Raw genomic sequence first — 16,388 nt, forward strand, 5'->3', positions numbered from 1 at the left:
GCTTTGCGGCCTACGTCGTCTGCGCCGCCCGCAGTCGCCGGGGGAGGTGGGCGGGCCGCCCCGGGCACCGGTCGGGCCGGCTGGCGAAAGGTCCCCGGTGGCGGGGGCGCCGACGCGCTAGGGTCGATCCCGTGGCGGCGCGGAGATCGAGAATTCCAGCGACGAAGTACCCGGTCGAGCGGTTCACCCTCGACAACGGCCTGCGGGTGGTGCTGACGCCCGACCGCAGCGCCCCCGTGATCGGGGTGGCGGTCGTCTACGACGTCGGCATCCGCTCCGAGCCCGAGGGACGCACCGGCTTCGCGCACCTCTTCGAGCACCTCATGTTCCAGGGGTCGGAAAACCTGGAGAAGCTGGCCCACTTCCGGCACGTGCAGGGGGCGGGCGGCACCTTCAACGGCTCCACCCACCTGGACTACACCGACTACTTCGAGACCCTGCCGAGCAACGCCCTGGAGCGGGCGCTGTTCCTGGAGGCCGACCGGATGCGCGGCCCCCGGCTGACCGAGGAGAACCTGCGCAACCAGGTCGACGTGGTCAAGGAGGAGATCCGGGTCAACGTGCTCAACCGCCCGTACGGCGGCTTCCCCTGGCTGACCCTGCCGCCGGTGATGTTCGACACCTTCCCGAACGCGCACGACGGCTACGGCTCCTTCGTCGACCTGGAGTCGGCCACCGTCGAAGACGCCGCCGACTTCTTCCGCCGCTTCTACGCCAGCGGCAACGCCGTACTGGCGGTCGGTGGCGACATCGACGTCACCGAGGCGGCCAGGCTGATCGAGCGGCACTTCGGTGACGTGCCGGCCCGGCCCGCGCCGAAGCGGCCCGACTTCGCCGAACCCGACCTGACCGAGGAACGGCGCACCTCGTACACCGACGAGTTGGCCCCGCTGCCGGCGGTGGCCGGCGCCTGGCGGGTGCCCGACCCGATCTCCGACTTCGCCGGCTACCTGCCGTACGTCGTGCTGGCCGAGGTGCTCACCGACGGCGACGCGTCCCGGCTGGTCGAGCGGCTGGTCCAGCGGGACCGGGCGGTGACCGGCCTCAGCGGCTACGTCGGCTTCATGGGCGACCCGTTCGACGTGCGGGACCCGACTGCGCTCCTGCTCCAGGCGCACCTGCCACCCGGCGGGGACGTGGACAAGGTGCTGCGCACCATAGACGAGGAACTGGACCGGCTGGCCGGTGACGGCCTGGCCGAGGGGGAGTTGGCCCGGACCCAGGCCCGGATGGCGACCCACCTGCTGCGCGACACCGACGCGGTGCTCGGCCGGGCGTTGCAGATGGCCGTGCTGGAGCAGCAGCGCGGCGAGCCGGGACTGCTCAACGACCTGCCCCGGCTCATCGGAGAGGTCACCGACGAGCAGGTCCGCGCCGCCGCGGCCACCCTGCGGCCCGAGCGCCGCGCGTCCATCGAGGTCATCGCAGGAGGTGCCCGGTGAGCGCGAAAGGAAGGCCAGTGAGCGCGAGGACGAAGGAAGGCCAGGGGACGGCGACCGCACAGGCCGTGCCCCGGGCGCTGCCGCCGCTCGGCCCGAACCGCAGGCTCAAGCTGCCGAAGCAGGTCGAGCGCACGCTGGGCAACGGGCTTACCGTGATCGCCGTACGCCGGCCGTCGGTGCCGTTGGTGGAGCTGCGGCTGTGGATGCCGTTCGGCCGCGCCCACCTCGCCCGGGGCGCCATGCTCGCGCAGACCCTGCTCTCGGGCACCGCGACCATGTCCAGCGTGCAGATCGCGGCCGAGTTGCAGAAGGTCGGCGGCGGGCTCTCCGCCGGGCTCGACCCGGACCGGCTGATGCTCTCCGGCGCCGGGTTGGTCACCGGGCTGGACCGGATGCTGGAGATCCTCGCCGAGGTGCTGACCGGTGCGAGCTACCCGAACGACGACGTCGCCACGGAGCGGGACCGACTGGTCGACCGGATCCACGTGGCGCGGAGCCAGCCAACACACCTGGCCCGCACCGCCCTGCTCCGGCGGGTCTACGGCACCCACCCGTACTCGGTGCAGACCCCCGGACCCGAGGCGGTCCGGGCGGTCCGGCCGGGAGTGCTGCGGACCCTGCACGCCCAGCGGGTGCACCCCGCCGGCGGGGTGCTGGTGCTGGTCGGCGACGTGCAGCCGGAGCGGGCCCTCGACGCCGCCGAGAAGGCCCTGTCGGGATGGCACGGCGCCGGGCACACCGCCGACCTGCCGCCCGCCCCGCCGTTGGAGCCCGGGCCGCTGCTGCTGGTCGACCGCCCGGGGTCGGTGCAGTCCTCGCTGCGGATGGCGCTGCCGGCGGTGCCCCGAACCCACCCCGACCACGCCGCGCTGCAACTGGCCAACCTGATCTTCGGCGGCTACTTCTCCTCCCGCTGGGTGGAGAACATCCGCGAGGACAAGGGCTACACGTACGGGCCGCACTCGCTCGTCGAGCACTCGGTGGCCGGGTCGGTGCTGGTCGCCGCCGCCGAGGTGGCCACCGAGGTCACCGGTCCGGCACTGTTGGAGACGACGTACGAGCTCGGCCGGCTGGCCAGCCTGCCACCCCAGGAGGAGGAGCTGGAACAGGCCCGCCAGTACGCCCTCGGCACCCTCCAGCTCGGAATGTCCACCCAGGCCGGGCTCGCCTCGCTGACCAGCGCGTACGCCGGCAACGGGCTGCGCCTGGACTTCCTGGCCGAGCACGCCGCCCGGCTGGCCAAGGCGACCGTGACCGACGTGGCCGAGGCGGCGGCCCGCTACCTCGCCCCGGCCCGGGCGGTCACCGTGGTGCTGGGCGATGCCGAACGGATCGGGCCGCAACTGTCGGCGCTGGCCCCGGTCGTCACCGAGCCGGCCGGGACGTGAGCGGGGAGGCCGCGCCACCGCTGGCCCGCTCCACCCTGGACCGGGCGGCCCACCGGCGCACCGACCCCGGGTGGCTGGCACAGGCGTGGAGCCAGGCCCGGGTGCTGGTGCTCGACTCCTCCGACGGGGGCCGGGCGCTGGTGCGTACCGACACGCCGACGCCGACGCTGGTGCTGGTCGACCGGGCCGGGTTGCCGGCGGCGACGTCGCCGATGTTTCTCGGCGTTGAGCCGGACGGGGTGCCGGTGTTCGCCGTGGACGCCCCGCTGCCGGCGGTGCCCGGGGCCCGGGCGGCGCACCTGCGCGAGGTCGGCCACCTGCTCGGCGACCGGGACGCCGGGCTGTTCACCACCGCGCTCGCGCTGGTCAACTGGCACCTGCGGCACCGATACTCGTCGGCCACCGGGCATCCGACCGAGGTGGACGAGGCCGGCTGGTCCCGGGTCGACCCGGCCGGCGAGCGGATCTGGCCGCGTACCGATCCCGCGATGATCGTGCTGGTCCACGACGGCCTCCCGGGCCAGGACGGGCGGTGCCTGCTCGGCAACAACGCCACCTGGCCGCGCACCGCTGGCGAGCGCCGGTTCTCCTGCCTCGCCGGCTACGTGGAGCCGGGGGAGTCGGCCGAGGCCGCGGTGCTGCGCGAGGTTCGCGAGGAGGTGGACGTCCCGGTCGAGGACATCGCGTACGCGGGCAGCCAGGCCTGGCCGTTCCCCGGCTCGCTGATGCTCGGCTTCCTCGCCACCGCCGACCCGGATCATCCGGTGCGGGTGGACGCGACCGAGATCGCGTACGCCCGGTGGTTCTCCCGCCGGGAGATCGGCACGGCCCTGGCGGGGCGGCCGGTGGAGGTCGGCGGTGCCCGGCTGGTGCTGCCGCCGCCGTCGTCGATTGCGCTCTTCCTGATCCACCGCTGGCTCGACGGGCACTGCTGACCCGCCCTCGGCGTCGATGGCCGGGGCGCTGGTGCGGTCCCGGTCCGTGACCGCCGTTGCCGCGGCGGTCACGGACCGGGAACACGGGCCGTCGTGGTCGGCTGGGGCAAGGAACGCGGCGGGGGAGCCGGTCCGACCACGACGGACATCTGGGTGCGGGTCAGCTGCCGCGGTCTTTTGGTGTGGCCCGCCGGCCGAGGCCCGGCTCGTCGAGCGGGAGCACCTTGACCCGTTGTCTGCCGGAGCGGACCGCGCCGACCGTGGCGAGGGCCCGGGCCAGCAGCAGCGCGGCGTCGCGCTCCTCGGCGTGCACGATCTGGCGGCGCGGTTCGGGCGTGGTGGTCTCGTCCCGCAGGCGGTCACCGCACGCCCACGCGGCGGCGATGTCCACGTCGGCGGCGGCGCGGATGTCGGTGCGAACGATCAGGAAACGCATGTGGGTCTCCGTGATGAATCGCGACAGTGGAGAACGGGTGGAAGTTCCACGTCACTCTGCGCTCATGTTACGCCGCGCGGTCGTCTCATCAAGTGAAACGCGACGATTGGTTCGTAGCCTCGTCCGATCAGCGGATGCCTGGTCGGCGGGGTGGCAGGGCGCAGACGGGACAGGGCCGCCGGCACTCTGCCGGCGGCCCTGTAACGGTCTGCGGATCAGTTCAGATCGAACTGTCCGTTCTTCGCGCCGGCGATGAAGCCCAGCCAACCCGCCCGGTTGAACAGCAGCACCGGACCGCTCTGGTCCTTGCTGTCCCGCAGGGCCACCGCGGCCGGCCCGGTCCTCAGTGGTGCGACCTCGACACAGTTCGAGGTCTGGCTGCGCGTGCTCTTACGCCACGGGGCGTTCGTGAGCTGGGCGAGTACGGACGGCGTGTTGCGGATCTCGTTCATCGTGCCACTCCTGAGGTGAACTGCTCCGATGGAACGAGTGGCGCCGCACGGCCCGACGGTGGGACCCCCGTGATCACCGCTCCGTCAGGCGCCCGGAGTGCCGGCGGCGCTGGGTCGGCGCCGTTGCCGATCCGTACGCCACCGTGGACGCGGTCGCCGTGCCGGGCAGCCGCCCCGTCGCCTCGATCAGCCAGGAGAGGGTGTCCGATTCGGAGAGCGCCGCCGTGCATAGCCACTCGAACACCACTTTATAGCGATTTAGGGCGTTTGCCTCGGTCGACATGACGTCAGTGAACCCCCCTTCGATCGCCAACGTCTCCGGATCGAGCGGATCGGCGAACCGGTAGACCGAGAACGCGGTCGGTGGGAGGTACCAGTCGCCGATCTGGGTGTCGCGGGGCAGCACGTGCAGCGTGATGTTCGGCAGCATCGCCAGGTCGCAGAGCTGCACGAGCTGCTCGCGCAGGACCTCCGGTGGCGCGGTCCGCCCGCCGAGCGCGGCCTCCTCCAGCACCGCGGTGTAGCGGGGCGCGTCGGCGGCGCGGGTGAGCAGCGACTGGCGGGCCAGCCGGGCCCGCACCTCGGTGTCGATGTCCTCGCCAGCCTCCGGGTCGCCGGCCTGCTCGTCGACCTGCCGGGCCGAGGCGATCCGCACCGACGCGTACTCCGGCGTCTGGAGCAGGCCCGGCACCAGGACCGGGTTGTACTCCGAGATCTTCGCGCAGCCCGCCTCCAGTTCGGCGAAGCTGCGCTGCTGCTGGGTCATCACCGGGTAGTTCCGCAGCCAGCCGCGGATGTCGCCGGCCTCCTGGGTGATGCCGAGGAGTTCCCGGCAGGACGCCTCGTCTGCGCCGTAGAGATCCAGCAGCACGCGGACGTCGTCCGGGTCCGGGCGGCTGCGGCCGTTCTCCAGCCGGGACAACTTGGATGCGGACGCCCAGCCGATCCGCTCGATGACCTGGTCTCCGGTGAGACCCGCGGCCTCGCGCAGCCGGCGCAGTTCGGTGCCCAACCTGCGGCGGCGCAGGATCGGGCTGGGTGAGGCAGGAGGCACGACGTCCTCTTTTCCCGTGGACCGACGCGGACGCGACGGTAACTGTATGAAATTCGCCCCCCACGGTCAGTATGGACGGCGTGACTCTCGCCGGAGGTCCCGGTGGGGGCGTGTCTCGCAGAAAAAGAGGACCGTGGAGGGTGCGGCGTCCGGCACGACGCCGTCGCCCCACCCGCGCCATCCCCGACCGCGCCATGCCGCGCACCACCCCCGCCGGAGGGACCCCATGCGCACCGTCCTGCGCCGCCCGGAATTCCGCCTGCTCTTCGGCGGCCTGCTCGCCAGCATGGCCGCCGAGTCGATCCTGTTGCTGGCCCTCGCCATCTGGGTGAAGGACCTGACCGGGTCGGACGGACTGGCCGGCGCCACCATATTCGCGGTCATCGCCCCGATGACCCTGGCCCCGCTGGTCGGGTGGCTCGTCGACCGCTACCCCCGGCGCCCGTTCTTTGTGGTGGCGAACCTGGTGACGGCCGTCCTGCTCACCCCGCTCCTCGCGGTGCGGGACCGGGGCGACGTGTGGATCATCTACGTGGTGGCGGCCCTGTACGGACTGTCGTACATCACGCTGAGCGCGGTGCTCAGCGGCCTGATCCGCCAGCTCGTCCCGGTGGAGCTGCTGGCCGAGGCGAACGGGGTGCTCCAGACCGTGCGCCAGGGGCTGCGACTGATCGGCCCGCTGGCCGGCGCCGGGCTCTACGCCGCCGTCGGTGGCTGGATGCTGGCCGTGATCGGGATGGTCGGCTTCCTGTCGGCGGCCGTCGTGGTGAGCCTGATCCGGACGACGGAGACGCCGCCCGCCGGGCCTGGGCTGCGCTGGCCGGCCGAGCTGAGCGTCGGGCTGCGGCATCTGGCCGGAGAGCCGGCGCTGCGCCGGGCGCTGCTCGGCTACGGGCTGGGGTCGCTGGCGATGGGCTTCAGCGAGTCACTGATCTTCGCGTACGTCGACCAGGGGCTCCGCCGGGACGCCGCGTTCGTCGGCGTGCTGGTCACCGTGCAGGGCATCGGCGGACTGGTCGGCGGGCTGCTCTCCCCGGCCGTGGTACGCCGTGCCGGCGAGGTGGGCACGCTCGCCGCCGGGGTGGCGTTCTTCGGGCCGGCCTCGCTGGCGCTGGTGTACCCGAACCTCTGGCTCGGCTTCGTCGCGGTGCTGCTGGCCGGGGTGTCGCTGCCGCTGACCATGGTCGGACTGCACACGCTGATCCAGCGGCGTACCCCGCCAGGGCTGCTCGGCCGGGTCGCGGCGGCCTCGGAGGCCGTGGTCAGCGGCCCGCAGGCGCTCTCCATCGGCGCGGGGGCGCTGCTCGTCGGGGTGCTGGACTACCGCGTCCTGTTCGCCCTGATCGGGGTGGCCACCCTGCTCGCCGGCGGCTTCCTCTGGCACGGCCGCACGCTCAGCCCGCCGCCGTCCGCCCGGATTCCCGCCCCCCGCCGGCCGGCCGACGGGCTCACCCGCGCAGACCGGGTCGACACCGTGGGTCAGACGGTCGGCGGTACGACACCCCCGGGCCCGGGGCGATGACCTGCTGGCCCTTCCCGTCGCCGCCGCGATCGCCCCGCCGGGACGCGACGAGCGGCCGGCCCGGGTGGGCGGCCGCTCGTCGGCGACGGGCGTCGGATCAGGCGTCGATCGTGGTCAGGTGCTGCTTGACCTGGGTGATCGAAGGGTTCGTCAGGGCGCTGCCGTCGGCGAAACGCAACGTCGGGACGGTCTGGTTGCCGCCGTTGACGCTCATCACGAACTCCGCGGCCTTCGGGTCCTGCTCGATGTCGACCACCTCGTAGCCGATGCCCTCCCGGTCGAGCTGCGACCTCAGCCGGTGGCAGTAGCCGCACCAGGGGGTGGAATACATCGTCAGCATGCTCAAATCCTCCAACGGTCCACACGGCGGCTTGCCGATCAAGCCCAGGCTAACCGCTGCAACGTCCGGCGGAGCTGAGACAATTCCTCGCTGTGGTGGTTCACTCAGCATCGGAACGCGTGCTCGCCGGGCTCGACCCGGAGCAGCGGTCGGCCGTGACCGCCCCCGCCGGCCCGGTCTGCGTCCTGGCCGGGGCCGGCACCGGCAAGACCCGCGCGGTCACCTCCCGGATCGCCCACCGGGTGCTCTCCGGGGAGGTCTCCGCCCGGCACGTGCTCGCGGTGACCTTCACGGCCCGTGCCGCCGCCGAGATGCGGGCCCGACTCACCACGCTCGGGGTGGGCGGCGTCCAGGCGCGGACGTTCCACGCCGCTGCACTGCGTCAGGTGCGCTACTTCGCGCCCCGGCTGCTGGCGGGCAGGGCCATGCCCGAGCTGCTGGACAGCAAGATCCGCCTGGTCACCCTCGCCGCGGCCAAGGCCGGCCTGCGCACCGACCGGGCGGCGGCCCGGGACCTCGCCGGTGAGATCGAGTGGGCGAAGTCGTCGCTGGTGGAGCCGGGGGAGTACGTCGTCGCGGCGGCCAAGGCGATCCGGGACACCCCGCACGAGCCGGCCCGGGTCGCCGAGGTCTTCGCGGCGTACGAGCGGCTCAAGCGGTCCAACGGGGTGATCGACTTCGAGGACATGCTGCGCGCCGCGGTCTGGGGCATCGAGGAACACCGGGACGTCGCCGAGCAGGTCCGCGCCCAGTACCGGCACTTCGTCGTCGACGAGTACCAGGACGTCAACCCGCTCCAGCAGCGGCTGCTGGGGGCGTGGCTGGGCGGGCGGGACGACCTGACCGTGGTCGGCGACGCCAGCCAGACGATCTACTCGTTCACCGGGGCCACCTCGTCCTACCTGGTCGACTTCCCGCGCCGGTACCGGGGGGCGACGGTGGTCCGGCTGGTCCGTGACTACCGCTCCACCCCGCAGGTCGTCGGGCTGGCCAACGCGGTGATCTCCCAGGCGCGAGGCGCCGAGGCGCGGCTGCGCCTGGAACTGGTCGGCCAGCGCCCGCCCGGCCCCGAACCGCAGTTACGGATCTTCACCGACGAGCCGGCCGAGGCCAACGCCGTCGCCGCCCGCTGCCGCGCCCTGGTCGACGCCGGCACCCCGGCGAAGGAGATCGCCGTACTGTTCCGGACCAACGCGCAGTCCGAGGCGTACGAGAAGGCGCTGACCGAGGCGCAGGTGCCGTACGTCGTGCAGGGGGCGGAGCGGTTCTTCGAGCGCGTCGAGGTCCGGCAGGCGATGGTCGCCCTGCGGGCCGCCACCCGGTCGATCCCGGGGGAGACCCCGCTGCCCACCGCCGTGGTCGAGGCGCTCACCGCGGTCGGCTGGGCTCCCGACGCCGCACCGGCCGGCGGCGCCGCCCGCGAGCGGTGGGAGGCGCTCGCCGCGCTGGTGCAACTCGCCGAGGAGTACGCGGCCACCCCGCAGGTGCTGCCGATCGGGCCCGCCGCCTCGGTCGAGCGCCCGGTCACCCTGGCCGACTTCAACGACGAACTGGCCCGCCGGGCCGCCGCACAGCACGTGCCCACGGTCGACGGGGTGACCCTGGCCTCGCTGCACTCCGCCAAGGGTCTGGAGTGGGACGCGGTCTTCCTGGTCGGCCTCTCCGAGGGCACCCTGCCCACCACGTACGCCAGGACAGTCGAGCAGGTCGAGGAGGAGCGCCGGCTGCTCTACGTCGGCCTCACCCGGGCGCGGGAGTGGCTCTGGCTGTCGTACGCCTCGGCCCGATCGCCGGGCGGACGGGCCCGGCGGCCCTCGCGGTTCCTGCCGCAGCTCGACCGCTCCGGCGGGCCGGAGCGGGCCGGGGCCGCTCCGGTGGCACGCCGGCCGGAGCGCCGCCGGACCCAGATCGTCTCCTGCCGGATCTGCGGCGCGACCCTGCTCGCCGGGCCGGACCGCAAGCTCGGCCGCTGCCCGACCTGCCCGTCGGACATCGACGAGGAGTTGCACGAACGGCTGTACGCGTGGCGCCAGCGGGTGGCCGGCGGACAGCGGGTGCCGGCCTATGTGGTCTTCACCGACGCCACGCTGGTCGCGCTCGCGGAGCGGCGCCCCGGCCGGACGGAGGAGCTGATCGCCATCGCCGGCATCGGGCCCCGGAAGCTCGGCCTCTACGGGGAGGCGGTGCTGGCGCTGGTGGCGGGCGCGGCTGTCGACGAGATCTGCCCTGAGAAAACTTTCGAAATCTCGCCGTAAATTCGTTTGCCCTCGCCCCGTGGCGAGGAATAGCCTCATGACACACCTTGCGAGCGGCACCATTCGGGCTGCTCACGAGGGGTAGAGACCGTTTCGGCACGAGAGAACGTCAGAGGAGGTGGCCCCGATGGAGATCGTCTACAACTGCGAGCGTCCGGCGGCGCTGCCCGCTGTCGTCGCTCCGCTGTCGGCTGTCCGGGTGGCCCTCGCCACTGCGCGACCGCAGGTTTCCCAGGTGCACCGGGTCGAGGTTCAGGCCGAGCTGATCCTCGCCACCGCGCCAAACGGAATCCAGGGCACCAGTGGCTTCACGGGCAAGGGCGTCGATGCTGCCAAGCGTCGCATGGACGCCCGCGGAGTTCCACCTCGAGGTAGACCAGTCTGATCATCAGACACCGGCTCACCTCGAGGCCGCGGAACCCGCTACCGGGATCCGCGGCCTCAGTTTTTTGCCCGCCCGAAGTACGTCGGAAATGCGATCCATGAGATCGAAGTGTGAGAGAGAGGTGACCGGGCGATGAGTCTGGCGTTGGCACCGCTCGACGTGAGCGTCGACGTGGAGGCGAACCTGTCCTGCCGGAAGTTCGACCCCGACCTGTGGTTCTCCGACTCGCCCGCCGAGCTCGAGCTGGCCAAGTCGCTCTGCGGGGACTGCCCGCTGCGCGTCGAGTGCCTGGCCGGGGCGGTGGAGCGGGCCGAGCCCTGGGGCGTCTGGGGCGGCGAGATCTTCGAGCGTGGCGCGGTCGTCCCGCGCAAGCGGCCCCGTGGCCGCCCGCGCAAGGAGGACCTCGCCCGTGACGCGGCGCTCCGGGTCGAGGCCGAGGCACGACTGGCGGCCAGTGGGCTGTCCGAGTCGCGTCCCACGGTCCGGCTGGCGGCCTGACATGTACCCGATCCATCCCACCCATGCCGGTGCCACACCGGCAACGAGAGAGCTGACCACCATGCTGAACGTTCTTGACGGAGTCGCCGAGATGCAACTACTTCACGAAGCGTTGTCCCGGGCTCGAATGCGCCGGCCTCAGGCCGGTCGTACCACCACGAGCACTGAGGCAACCCTTTCCGCCCGTACCGTCGCCATGAACAGCCGCAACCGAGCGGCGCGCGACCTGGGCGTTCTCTAGAACCACCCGATGCCGAGGGGCGGTGGCCGGATTCCGGCCACCGCCCCTCGCGTGTTCCGTGCCTGAGCGCCGCCGCCCCGCCGGACGGCTGCTCAGCCCGCCGGACGGCTGCTCAGCCCGCCGGACGGCTGCTCAGCCCGTCGCCTCGCCGGACGGCTGCTCAGCCGATGGGGCGAAGCCGGGCAGCCAGCGCTCCAGGATGCCCCGGTAGGGCGCCTTCGCCTCCAGTTGGCACAACACGCCGATCGACCCGAGCGTCACCCGGTGGATGAGCAGGTACGACGGCGGCAGGTTGAGCTGGCGGCTCAACTGGTACGCGGGGGAGCGGGGGCTGGCCAACCGGGTCGCCTCCGCGCGCAGCCAGGCCCGAGTGAAGCGGAACTCCTCGGCGGCGATGGGCTCCAGCATCGGACGGAGGAAGTCGAGCACCGCCTGGGCGTCGAGCTGCTCGGTGGAACCGATGAAGCCCTCCGCCCGCAGGCCCGCCACCACCTCGTCGCCGTCGCCCCGCAGCGCCAGCGCGGCGATCCGGCCGATCGGCTCGGGCGTGCCCTCCGGCATTCGGGCCACCGCACCGAAGTCGATCACGCCGAGTCGGCCGTCCGCCAACAGCCGGAAGTTGCCCGGGTGCGGGTCGGCGTGCAGCAGCCCGGCCCGCTGCGGCGCGGACAGGTGCAGGATCGCCATCAGCCGGCCGGCCTCGTCGCGCTGTTCCTCCGTGCCCTCGCGGATGATGTCCGCCAGCGGGGTGCCCTCGATCCACTCGGTGACCAGCACCCGGGGCGACGCGGAGACCACCGCCGGGATGTGGATCTCCGGATCGTCGGCGTACGCGGCGGCGAAGGCGCGCTGCGACTCGGCCTCCAGCTCGTAGTCGAGCTCCTCCGTGATCCGTTCCCGCAGCTCCACCAGGAGCGGCTTGACGTCCAGCCCGGGCTGGATCGCCCGGAACATCCCGCCGAGCCGGGAGAGCTGCTTGAGATCGGTCAGCAGGGCGTCGCCGGCACCCGGATACTGGATCTTGACAGCCACGTCGCGGGTGTGCGGCGCGCCGGAGGGGCCGTAGCCCGGCTCCCGCCAGACCGCGCGGTGCACCTGGCCGATGCTGGCCGCGGCGGCGGGGGTGTCGTCGAACTCGACGAACCGGTCCCGCCAGTCCGGGCCGAGCTGCTCGGCGAGCACCTTGTGCACGCTGGCCACCGGCAGCGGCGGCGCGGCCTCCTGGAGCTTGGTGAGCGCCTGCCGGTAGGGGGCGGCGATCTCCTCGGGCAGGGCGGCCTCGAAGACCGACAGCGCCTGACCGAACTTCATCGCACCGCCCTTGAGCTGCCCCAACACGCTGAAGAGCTGCTCGGCGGTGCGTTGCTGGATCTCTGCGGAGATCACGTCGGAGGCGAGCCCGGTGACGCGCTTACCCATGCCGAGGACGGTCCGACCGGCGAAGCCGAGCGGCAGAGCGGCGAGCTTGGCGGTCCGGGACACGGCCCGGCGCGGGATGTCGGTCACCCGGTCATTGTTACCGACTCCGGGGGCCCGCGGCTGCTCTGCCGCCGGGCTGGGTGCCTGTCCCCGCCTACGGGAGGCGTCACCGGCGTCGTCGGGAGCATTCGCAGGAGGGATGCGGCGGCCACATCCGGCGACGGAACCGTCCCGCCCCGGTGATCTCCACCGCGCAGCCCAGGGTCTCCGGGGTGCCCCCGTCGAGCTGGGTCAGCGCCTCGGCCGCCGCGTACGCCCCGGCGGCCAGGATGGTGGCGGTGGCGCACGCCTGCTCGCCGCCACCGGTGGCGAGCTGGGCGGCCAGCGCCGGCCAGTCCGGGTCCCGGTCCGCCCGGTGCAGGTCGAGGCAGTTCAGGCAGGGGCCGGCTGGTGGGCGGACGAGTGGGCCGACCACGGGCACACCCTCGCGGAGGCCGAGCAGCAGGTGCGGCTGGCGGCGCTGGGTGTGAACGGCGGCGAGCAGGGCGGCCGGTCGGTCCGCGCCGAGCTGCACGACCAGGTCGACCCGGCCCCGCCGGAGGGGACCAGTGCCCGTGCCGGGGGCGGTCCGTTCGACGGCGTCGCGTACCGCCGGAGCGAGCGGCCGGCCGAGCGCGGCGGCCGGGATGCCGGTGCCGACCAGGTCCGCCGGTCGCACCGGGCCGGCCAGGTCCGGGTGCACGTGCCCGACGCCGGCCTGGGCCAGCGCGAGAGCGACCGGGGCGCCGAGGTGGCCGGTGCCGCTGACCACCACCCGGGCGGCCAGCCGCCGGCGCAGTATCTGGGCGGGTGTGCCGGGCAGCCGTGCGGCGGCCAGGGCGAGCGCCCCGGCCTCGGCGGTGAGCCGGGCCCGGGGCAGGCCGGCCAGGTCCTTCGGCAGCAGGGTGTGCGCGGGTACGACCAGGCCTGCGGTCCGCAGGGCGTCGAGCAGGGCGCGGGCCTCGTCGGGGGCCACCTCGGCGGCGACGGCGTGTTCCACGACGAGGCGTTCGCTGCGGGTGCCGTCGAGCAGGTCGAGCAGTCGGGCAGCCCGGGGATCGGTGATCTCCAGCAGCACGGCGCGGCCAGGCTCGACGCCGAGTTGGAGGGTGTGGCGGTTCCGCCAGAGTCTGGTGAGGCCCGGCAGCAGGGTGGGACGGGGCAGCGTGACACGGCGCATGACACGAATCGTGACCGTGTCCACGCTCACCGTCGATCGTTGTCCACAGGTGCGCGCTGCCCTGTCCAGGGTTGTCCACAGGAAATCCCGGGATATCCACAACCCGCCGGTAACCATGTCGGCGAGCCGACAGTGTGGCGGCCGGGTGCGCCAGCGCTGGGCGCCGGGTGCGCGGGCCGGGCGGAGTTGATGAGTGCGTCGGCCGGGGGCGGGTGCGCCAGGCGTCGGGGTCGGTTCCGGATGCAGGTGCGGTCATGCAGGAGGGGGCGGCCGACGGCCGCCCCCTCCGACGCATCCTGGGTCAGACCTTCGCCTTACCCAGGATGCGGTTCACTGTTGTGCCGCAGACCGGACACTTGCCCTTGGCCATGTTCATCCCGGTCTTCGAGACCTCGACGCGGCCCTCGAAGTCCCGCTTCTCCTTGCACTTGACGCAGTAACCGTTGTAGGTCTGGGCCTGGTCGGCCACGGTGCCCTCCTCGTCTCGTCCGCCGGCCGATGCCGTCCCGGCGGGTTCCCGGCGGCGGGCCACTCGGGCACCGGCGCTGGGTCGTCTTCCCACGGCCACGCTCGTGACCGCTGGTCCGCGGACCCTACCCAGGTCTGGGCAGTTCCATGTCAGCTGTGCTTCGTCACTGTGAGCAAGTCGACGTCGAGAGTGTGCACGGCGAATTACGTCGGATAAGTCAGTTTGGCGGGGACACGCCGACCGAACCCGGCCAGATACCCCGTGCGGGGCACCCCGAGCTGCGCCCGCTACGGAGATCACCTACGGTGGGGTTCGTCCCCGTCGCGCCCTGCGGACGGCCGCCACGAAGGGTGACGGCGACGAATCGCCGTGATCCGGCAAATATTTTTTCGGGACTCCGGCCGACCAATCGCCATTTTCCGGGCGGATGTCGGGGTGTTGACCCTTGCGGACCCCTGGTCAGTACGCATTAGCTTTCCTTCGTGGCAGGAATCCGAGGCTGCGCGGCCCACTGATGGCAGGGGTGCGGAAGCCGGTCGTCGAAGTGCGGCGCAGCCAGCGTCGGCGACGCACGGTGTCCGCGTACCGCGATGGCGAGCGGGTCGTCGTCCTCATCCCGGCCCAGTTCTCCCGAGCCGAGGAGAGCGAGTGGGTCGACCGGATGCTCGCCCGCCTCGCCGCCCGGGAGGGGCGCCTCGCCCGGTCCGACGCCGAGCTGCTCGCCCGGGCCACCCGTCTGATCAAGCTCTACCTCGCCGAGCACGGCACGCAGGCGGTACCGGCGAGCGTCCGCTGGGTCACCAACCAGAACGGCCGGTGGGGGTCCTGCACCCCGGCCGACGGCACGATCCGCATCTCGCACCGGATCCAGGACATGCCCGACTGGGTGATCGACTACGTGCTCCTGCACGAGCTGGTACACCTCATCGTGCCCAGCCACAACGCCCGGTTCTGGGCGCTCGTCGCGCGCTACCCGAAGTCCGAGCGGGCGCGCGGCTACCTGGAGGGGGTCGCGGCGGCCTCCGGTACCCCGTTGACGGACTGACCCCTCGGCGCCAGCGTCGCGCACATCATCCCCGTCGCGCACATCACCCCGCCAGCGTTGCCCGGCACCCGCCGGGGCTGCCGGACGTCGACTGCGTCGGCTGGCGTCGACTGCGCCGGCTGACGTCGACTGCGCCGGCTGACGTCGACGGGGTCGGCTGACGTCGACGGGGTCGGCTGACGTCGACGGGGTCGGCTGACGCTGGCTGACGCCGAGCGCGAGGTCGTCGACGCGCCCTGACGCCCGCCCACCACTGCGGTTGAGGTCGACGGGGCCGGCCGCAGAGCTGGAGTTGGCAAGATCTTGGTACGAAACGGCCCCTCCAGGGGCCTGTTCCTACCAAGATCTCGACACCGTCTCCCGACGACCGCCCGGCCTCGGGTTGGGTGCCTGTCGCCTCTGGTTTCTGGCGTCGCTCGTCGTTCCGCACCCGTTGTGCCGGATCCGTGGCTCCAGGCCGGAGTCCCGGACTGGCGGTCCCGGACTGGCGGTCCCGGACTGGCGGTCCCGGACTGGCGGTCCCGGACTGGCGGTCCCGGACTGGCGGTCCCGGACTGGCGGTCCCGGACCGGCAGTCCCGGGCTCGTGGTCCCGGGCAGCGCGCCGGGGCGTCGTGCCGCGCCGTGGTCTGCGTGGGATCCGGCTAGGGTCGTGGGGTGGCCCGACGTGTGGTGGTGGCGTTGCTCGGACCGGTGGCCTGGGCGCCGCCCGGCATCGACCCGGTGGACTGGCGGGCCGCGCTCGCCGAGGACGTGGTCGACCTGCTCGCCACGCTCAACGAGGTGGAGACGGCGGTCGCCGTCACTCCGGCAGACCGGCGGCTGGCCGACGCGGTGGTGTGGCCGGGCACGGCCGTGCACGAGGTGCCCGAGGTGACTCCGAACGCTGTCTTCGCCGCTCTCGCCGACTCCGGCTACGACCAGGTGGCTGTGATCGCCGGTGACGCGCCCGACGTGCCGGGCCTGACCATCGGCAAGCTGCTGCGGACGCTCACCACCCAGCCGGTCGCGGTCGCCCCGGTCGAGGGCGGCGGACCGGGGCTGATCGGTGTGGCCGCGCGCCTGCCCGTACCGGCGTGGCTGCCGGCACTGGACCTGGACACCACGCGACCCGCGGCCGTGCGCGCGGTGGCACCGCGACCCGGCGACCTGGCGGTCACCCCGGCCTGGCGGCGCCTGCGCGGGCCAGGCGACCTGGCCTTCCTCGATCCGGCGGTCGAGGGCTGGGAAACCACCCGCGCGCTGCTCTCCGGCACCGCCCGGCCTCGCTGACCCGAGCATCGCCCGGG

General features: G+C 73.1%; 16 protein-coding genes. 9 read left to right on the forward strand and 7 right to left on the reverse strand.

What is annotated here, in order from left to right; translation table 11 throughout:
* Nucleotides 1-131: 131 nt before the first annotated feature.
* The 3 genes from GA0070608_RS14480 (at nucleotide 132) to nudC (ending at nucleotide 3,765) form a co-directional block, all read left to right on the forward strand.
* A complete protein-coding gene (locus tag GA0070608_RS14480; RefSeq protein WP_091628157.1) occupies nucleotides 132-1,442 on the forward strand; it encodes a M16 family metallopeptidase in 1,311 nt (436 codons plus the stop codon).
* 65 nt (nucleotides 1,443-1,507) lie between these two features.
* Complete coding sequence (locus GA0070608_RS14485) at nucleotides 1,508-2,830, forward strand: M16 family metallopeptidase (RefSeq protein ID WP_091628160.1); 1,323 nt, start codon at nucleotides 1,508-1,510, stop codon at nucleotides 2,828-2,830.
* Entirely contained in the window at nucleotides 2,827-3,765 is a 939-nt protein-coding gene (gene nudC, locus GA0070608_RS14490) for an NAD(+) diphosphatase (RefSeq protein ID WP_091628163.1), read from the forward strand. Before GA0070608_RS14485 ends, nudC begins: the two co-directional genes overlap by 4 nt.
* Before the next feature lie 160 nt (nucleotides 3,766-3,925).
* On the opposite strand, the gene GA0070608_RS14495 is transcribed toward nudC, so the two are convergent.
* The 3 genes from GA0070608_RS14495 to GA0070608_RS14505 form a co-directional block, all read right to left on the reverse strand.
* Entirely contained in the window at nucleotides 3,926-4,201 is a 276-nt protein-coding gene (locus tag GA0070608_RS14495) for a hypothetical protein (RefSeq protein ID WP_091628165.1), read from the reverse strand.
* A 215-nt stretch (nucleotides 4,202-4,416) separates the two neighbouring features.
* Nucleotides 4,417-4,653, reverse strand: a complete 237-nt coding sequence (locus GA0070608_RS14500; protein ID WP_091628167.1) for a DUF397 domain-containing protein — start codon at nucleotides 4,651-4,653, stop codon at nucleotides 4,417-4,419.
* Nucleotides 4,654-4,726: 73 nt separating this feature from the next.
* Nucleotides 4,727-5,707: a helix-turn-helix domain-containing protein gene (locus GA0070608_RS14505; protein ID WP_091628169.1), complete on the reverse strand. Its 981-nt coding sequence runs from the start codon at nucleotides 5,705-5,707 to the stop codon at nucleotides 4,727-4,729.
* 226 nt (nucleotides 5,708-5,933) lie between these two features.
* Between GA0070608_RS14505 and GA0070608_RS14510 the strand changes: the two genes are divergently transcribed.
* A complete protein-coding gene (locus tag GA0070608_RS14510; protein WP_266320458.1) occupies nucleotides 5,934-7,229 on the forward strand; it encodes an MFS transporter in 1,296 nt (431 codons plus the stop codon).
* 97 nt (nucleotides 7,230-7,326) lie between these two features.
* Here GA0070608_RS14510 and GA0070608_RS14515 read toward each other — a convergent pair whose 3' ends face one another.
* Nucleotides 7,327-7,569 (reverse strand): mycoredoxin, encoded by a 243-nt coding sequence (locus GA0070608_RS14515; protein ID WP_091628173.1) that lies wholly within the window; start codon nucleotides 7,567-7,569, stop codon nucleotides 7,327-7,329.
* Nucleotides 7,570-7,661: 92 nt separating this feature from the next.
* On the opposite strand from GA0070608_RS14515, the gene GA0070608_RS14520 reads away from it, so the two are divergent.
* From GA0070608_RS14520 to GA0070608_RS14530, 3 genes are all read left to right on the forward strand, one after another.
* Nucleotides 7,662-9,824: an ATP-dependent DNA helicase UvrD2 gene (locus GA0070608_RS14520; protein WP_091628176.1), complete on the forward strand. Its 2,163-nt coding sequence runs from the start codon at nucleotides 7,662-7,664 to the stop codon at nucleotides 9,822-9,824.
* A 127-nt stretch (nucleotides 9,825-9,951) separates the two neighbouring features.
* Nucleotides 9,952-10,209 (forward strand): hypothetical protein, encoded by a 258-nt coding sequence (locus tag GA0070608_RS14525; RefSeq protein WP_091628179.1) that lies wholly within the window; start codon nucleotides 9,952-9,954, stop codon nucleotides 10,207-10,209.
* 132 nt (nucleotides 10,210-10,341) lie between these two features.
* Nucleotides 10,342-10,707, forward strand: a complete 366-nt coding sequence (locus GA0070608_RS14530; RefSeq protein WP_091628181.1) for a WhiB family transcriptional regulator — start codon at nucleotides 10,342-10,344, stop codon at nucleotides 10,705-10,707.
* Nucleotides 10,708-11,080: 373 nt separating this feature from the next.
* Here GA0070608_RS14530 and GA0070608_RS14540 read toward each other — a convergent pair whose 3' ends face one another.
* The 3 genes from GA0070608_RS14540 to GA0070608_RS33425 form a co-directional block, all read right to left on the reverse strand.
* Nucleotides 11,081-12,454, reverse strand: coding sequence for an ABC1 kinase family protein (locus tag GA0070608_RS14540; RefSeq protein WP_091628185.1), 1,374 nt, complete (start codon nucleotides 12,452-12,454; stop codon nucleotides 11,081-11,083).
* Nucleotides 12,455-12,533: 79 nt separating this feature from the next.
* Nucleotides 12,534-13,586, reverse strand: coding sequence for a hypothetical protein (locus GA0070608_RS14545; protein WP_091635088.1), 1,053 nt, complete (start codon nucleotides 13,584-13,586; stop codon nucleotides 12,534-12,536).
* A 301-nt stretch (nucleotides 13,587-13,887) separates the two neighbouring features.
* Nucleotides 13,888-14,055 carry a DUF5679 domain-containing protein gene (locus tag GA0070608_RS33425; RefSeq protein ID WP_012014940.1) on the reverse strand — a complete coding sequence of 56 codons (168 nt, stop codon included), beginning with the start codon at nucleotides 14,053-14,055 and terminating at the stop codon, nucleotides 13,888-13,890.
* Between the two features lie 514 nt (nucleotides 14,056-14,569).
* On the opposite strand from GA0070608_RS33425, the gene GA0070608_RS14550 reads away from it, so the two are divergent.
* Together GA0070608_RS14550 and GA0070608_RS14555 are read left to right on the forward strand one after the other, a co-directional pair.
* Nucleotides 14,570-15,100, forward strand: a complete 531-nt coding sequence (locus GA0070608_RS14550) for a M48 metallopeptidase family protein (protein WP_091628188.1) — start codon at nucleotides 14,570-14,572, stop codon at nucleotides 15,098-15,100.
* A 656-nt stretch (nucleotides 15,101-15,756) separates the two neighbouring features.
* Nucleotides 15,757-16,371, forward strand: coding sequence for a hypothetical protein (locus GA0070608_RS14555; RefSeq protein ID WP_091628190.1), 615 nt, complete (start codon nucleotides 15,757-15,759; stop codon nucleotides 16,369-16,371).
* The last annotated feature ends 17 nt before the right edge of the window (nucleotides 16,372-16,388 follow it).

Source organism: Micromonospora peucetia (assembly GCF_900091625.1).
GTDB classification, from domain to species: Bacteria; Actinomycetota; Actinomycetes; order Mycobacteriales; family Micromonosporaceae; genus Micromonospora; species Micromonospora peucetia.

What these genes read in the sequence shown, in the direction of transcription:
- GA0070608_RS14510 (WP_266320458.1), top strand. Translation starts at nt 5,934, where the DNA reads ATGCGCACCGTCCTGCGCCGCCCGGAATTCCGCCTGCTCTTCGGCGGC.
- GA0070608_RS14530 (WP_091628181.1), top strand. Translation starts at nt 10,342, where the DNA reads ATGAGTCTGGCGTTGGCACCGCTCGACGTGAGCGTCGACGTGGAGGCG.
- GA0070608_RS14525 (WP_091628179.1), top strand. Translation starts at nt 9,952, where the DNA reads ATGGAGATCGTCTACAACTGCGAGCGTCCGGCGGCGCTGCCCGCTGTC.
- GA0070608_RS14495 (WP_091628165.1), bottom strand. Translation starts at nt 4,201, where the DNA reads ATGCGTTTCCTGATCGTTCGCACCGACATCCGCGCCGCCGCCGACGTG.
- GA0070608_RS14515 (WP_091628173.1), bottom strand. Translation starts at nt 7,569, where the DNA reads ATGCTGACGATGTATTCCACCCCCTGGTGCGGCTACTGCCACCGGCTG.
- GA0070608_RS14550 (WP_091628188.1), top strand. Translation starts at nt 14,570, where the DNA reads ATGGCAGGGGTGCGGAAGCCGGTCGTCGAAGTGCGGCGCAGCCAGCGT.
- GA0070608_RS14545 (WP_091635088.1), bottom strand. Translation starts at nt 13,586, where the DNA reads ATGCGCCGTGTCACGCTGCCCCGTCCCACCCTGCTGCCGGGCCTCACC.
- GA0070608_RS14500 (WP_091628167.1), bottom strand. Translation starts at nt 4,653, where the DNA reads ATGAACGAGATCCGCAACACGCCGTCCGTACTCGCCCAGCTCACGAAC.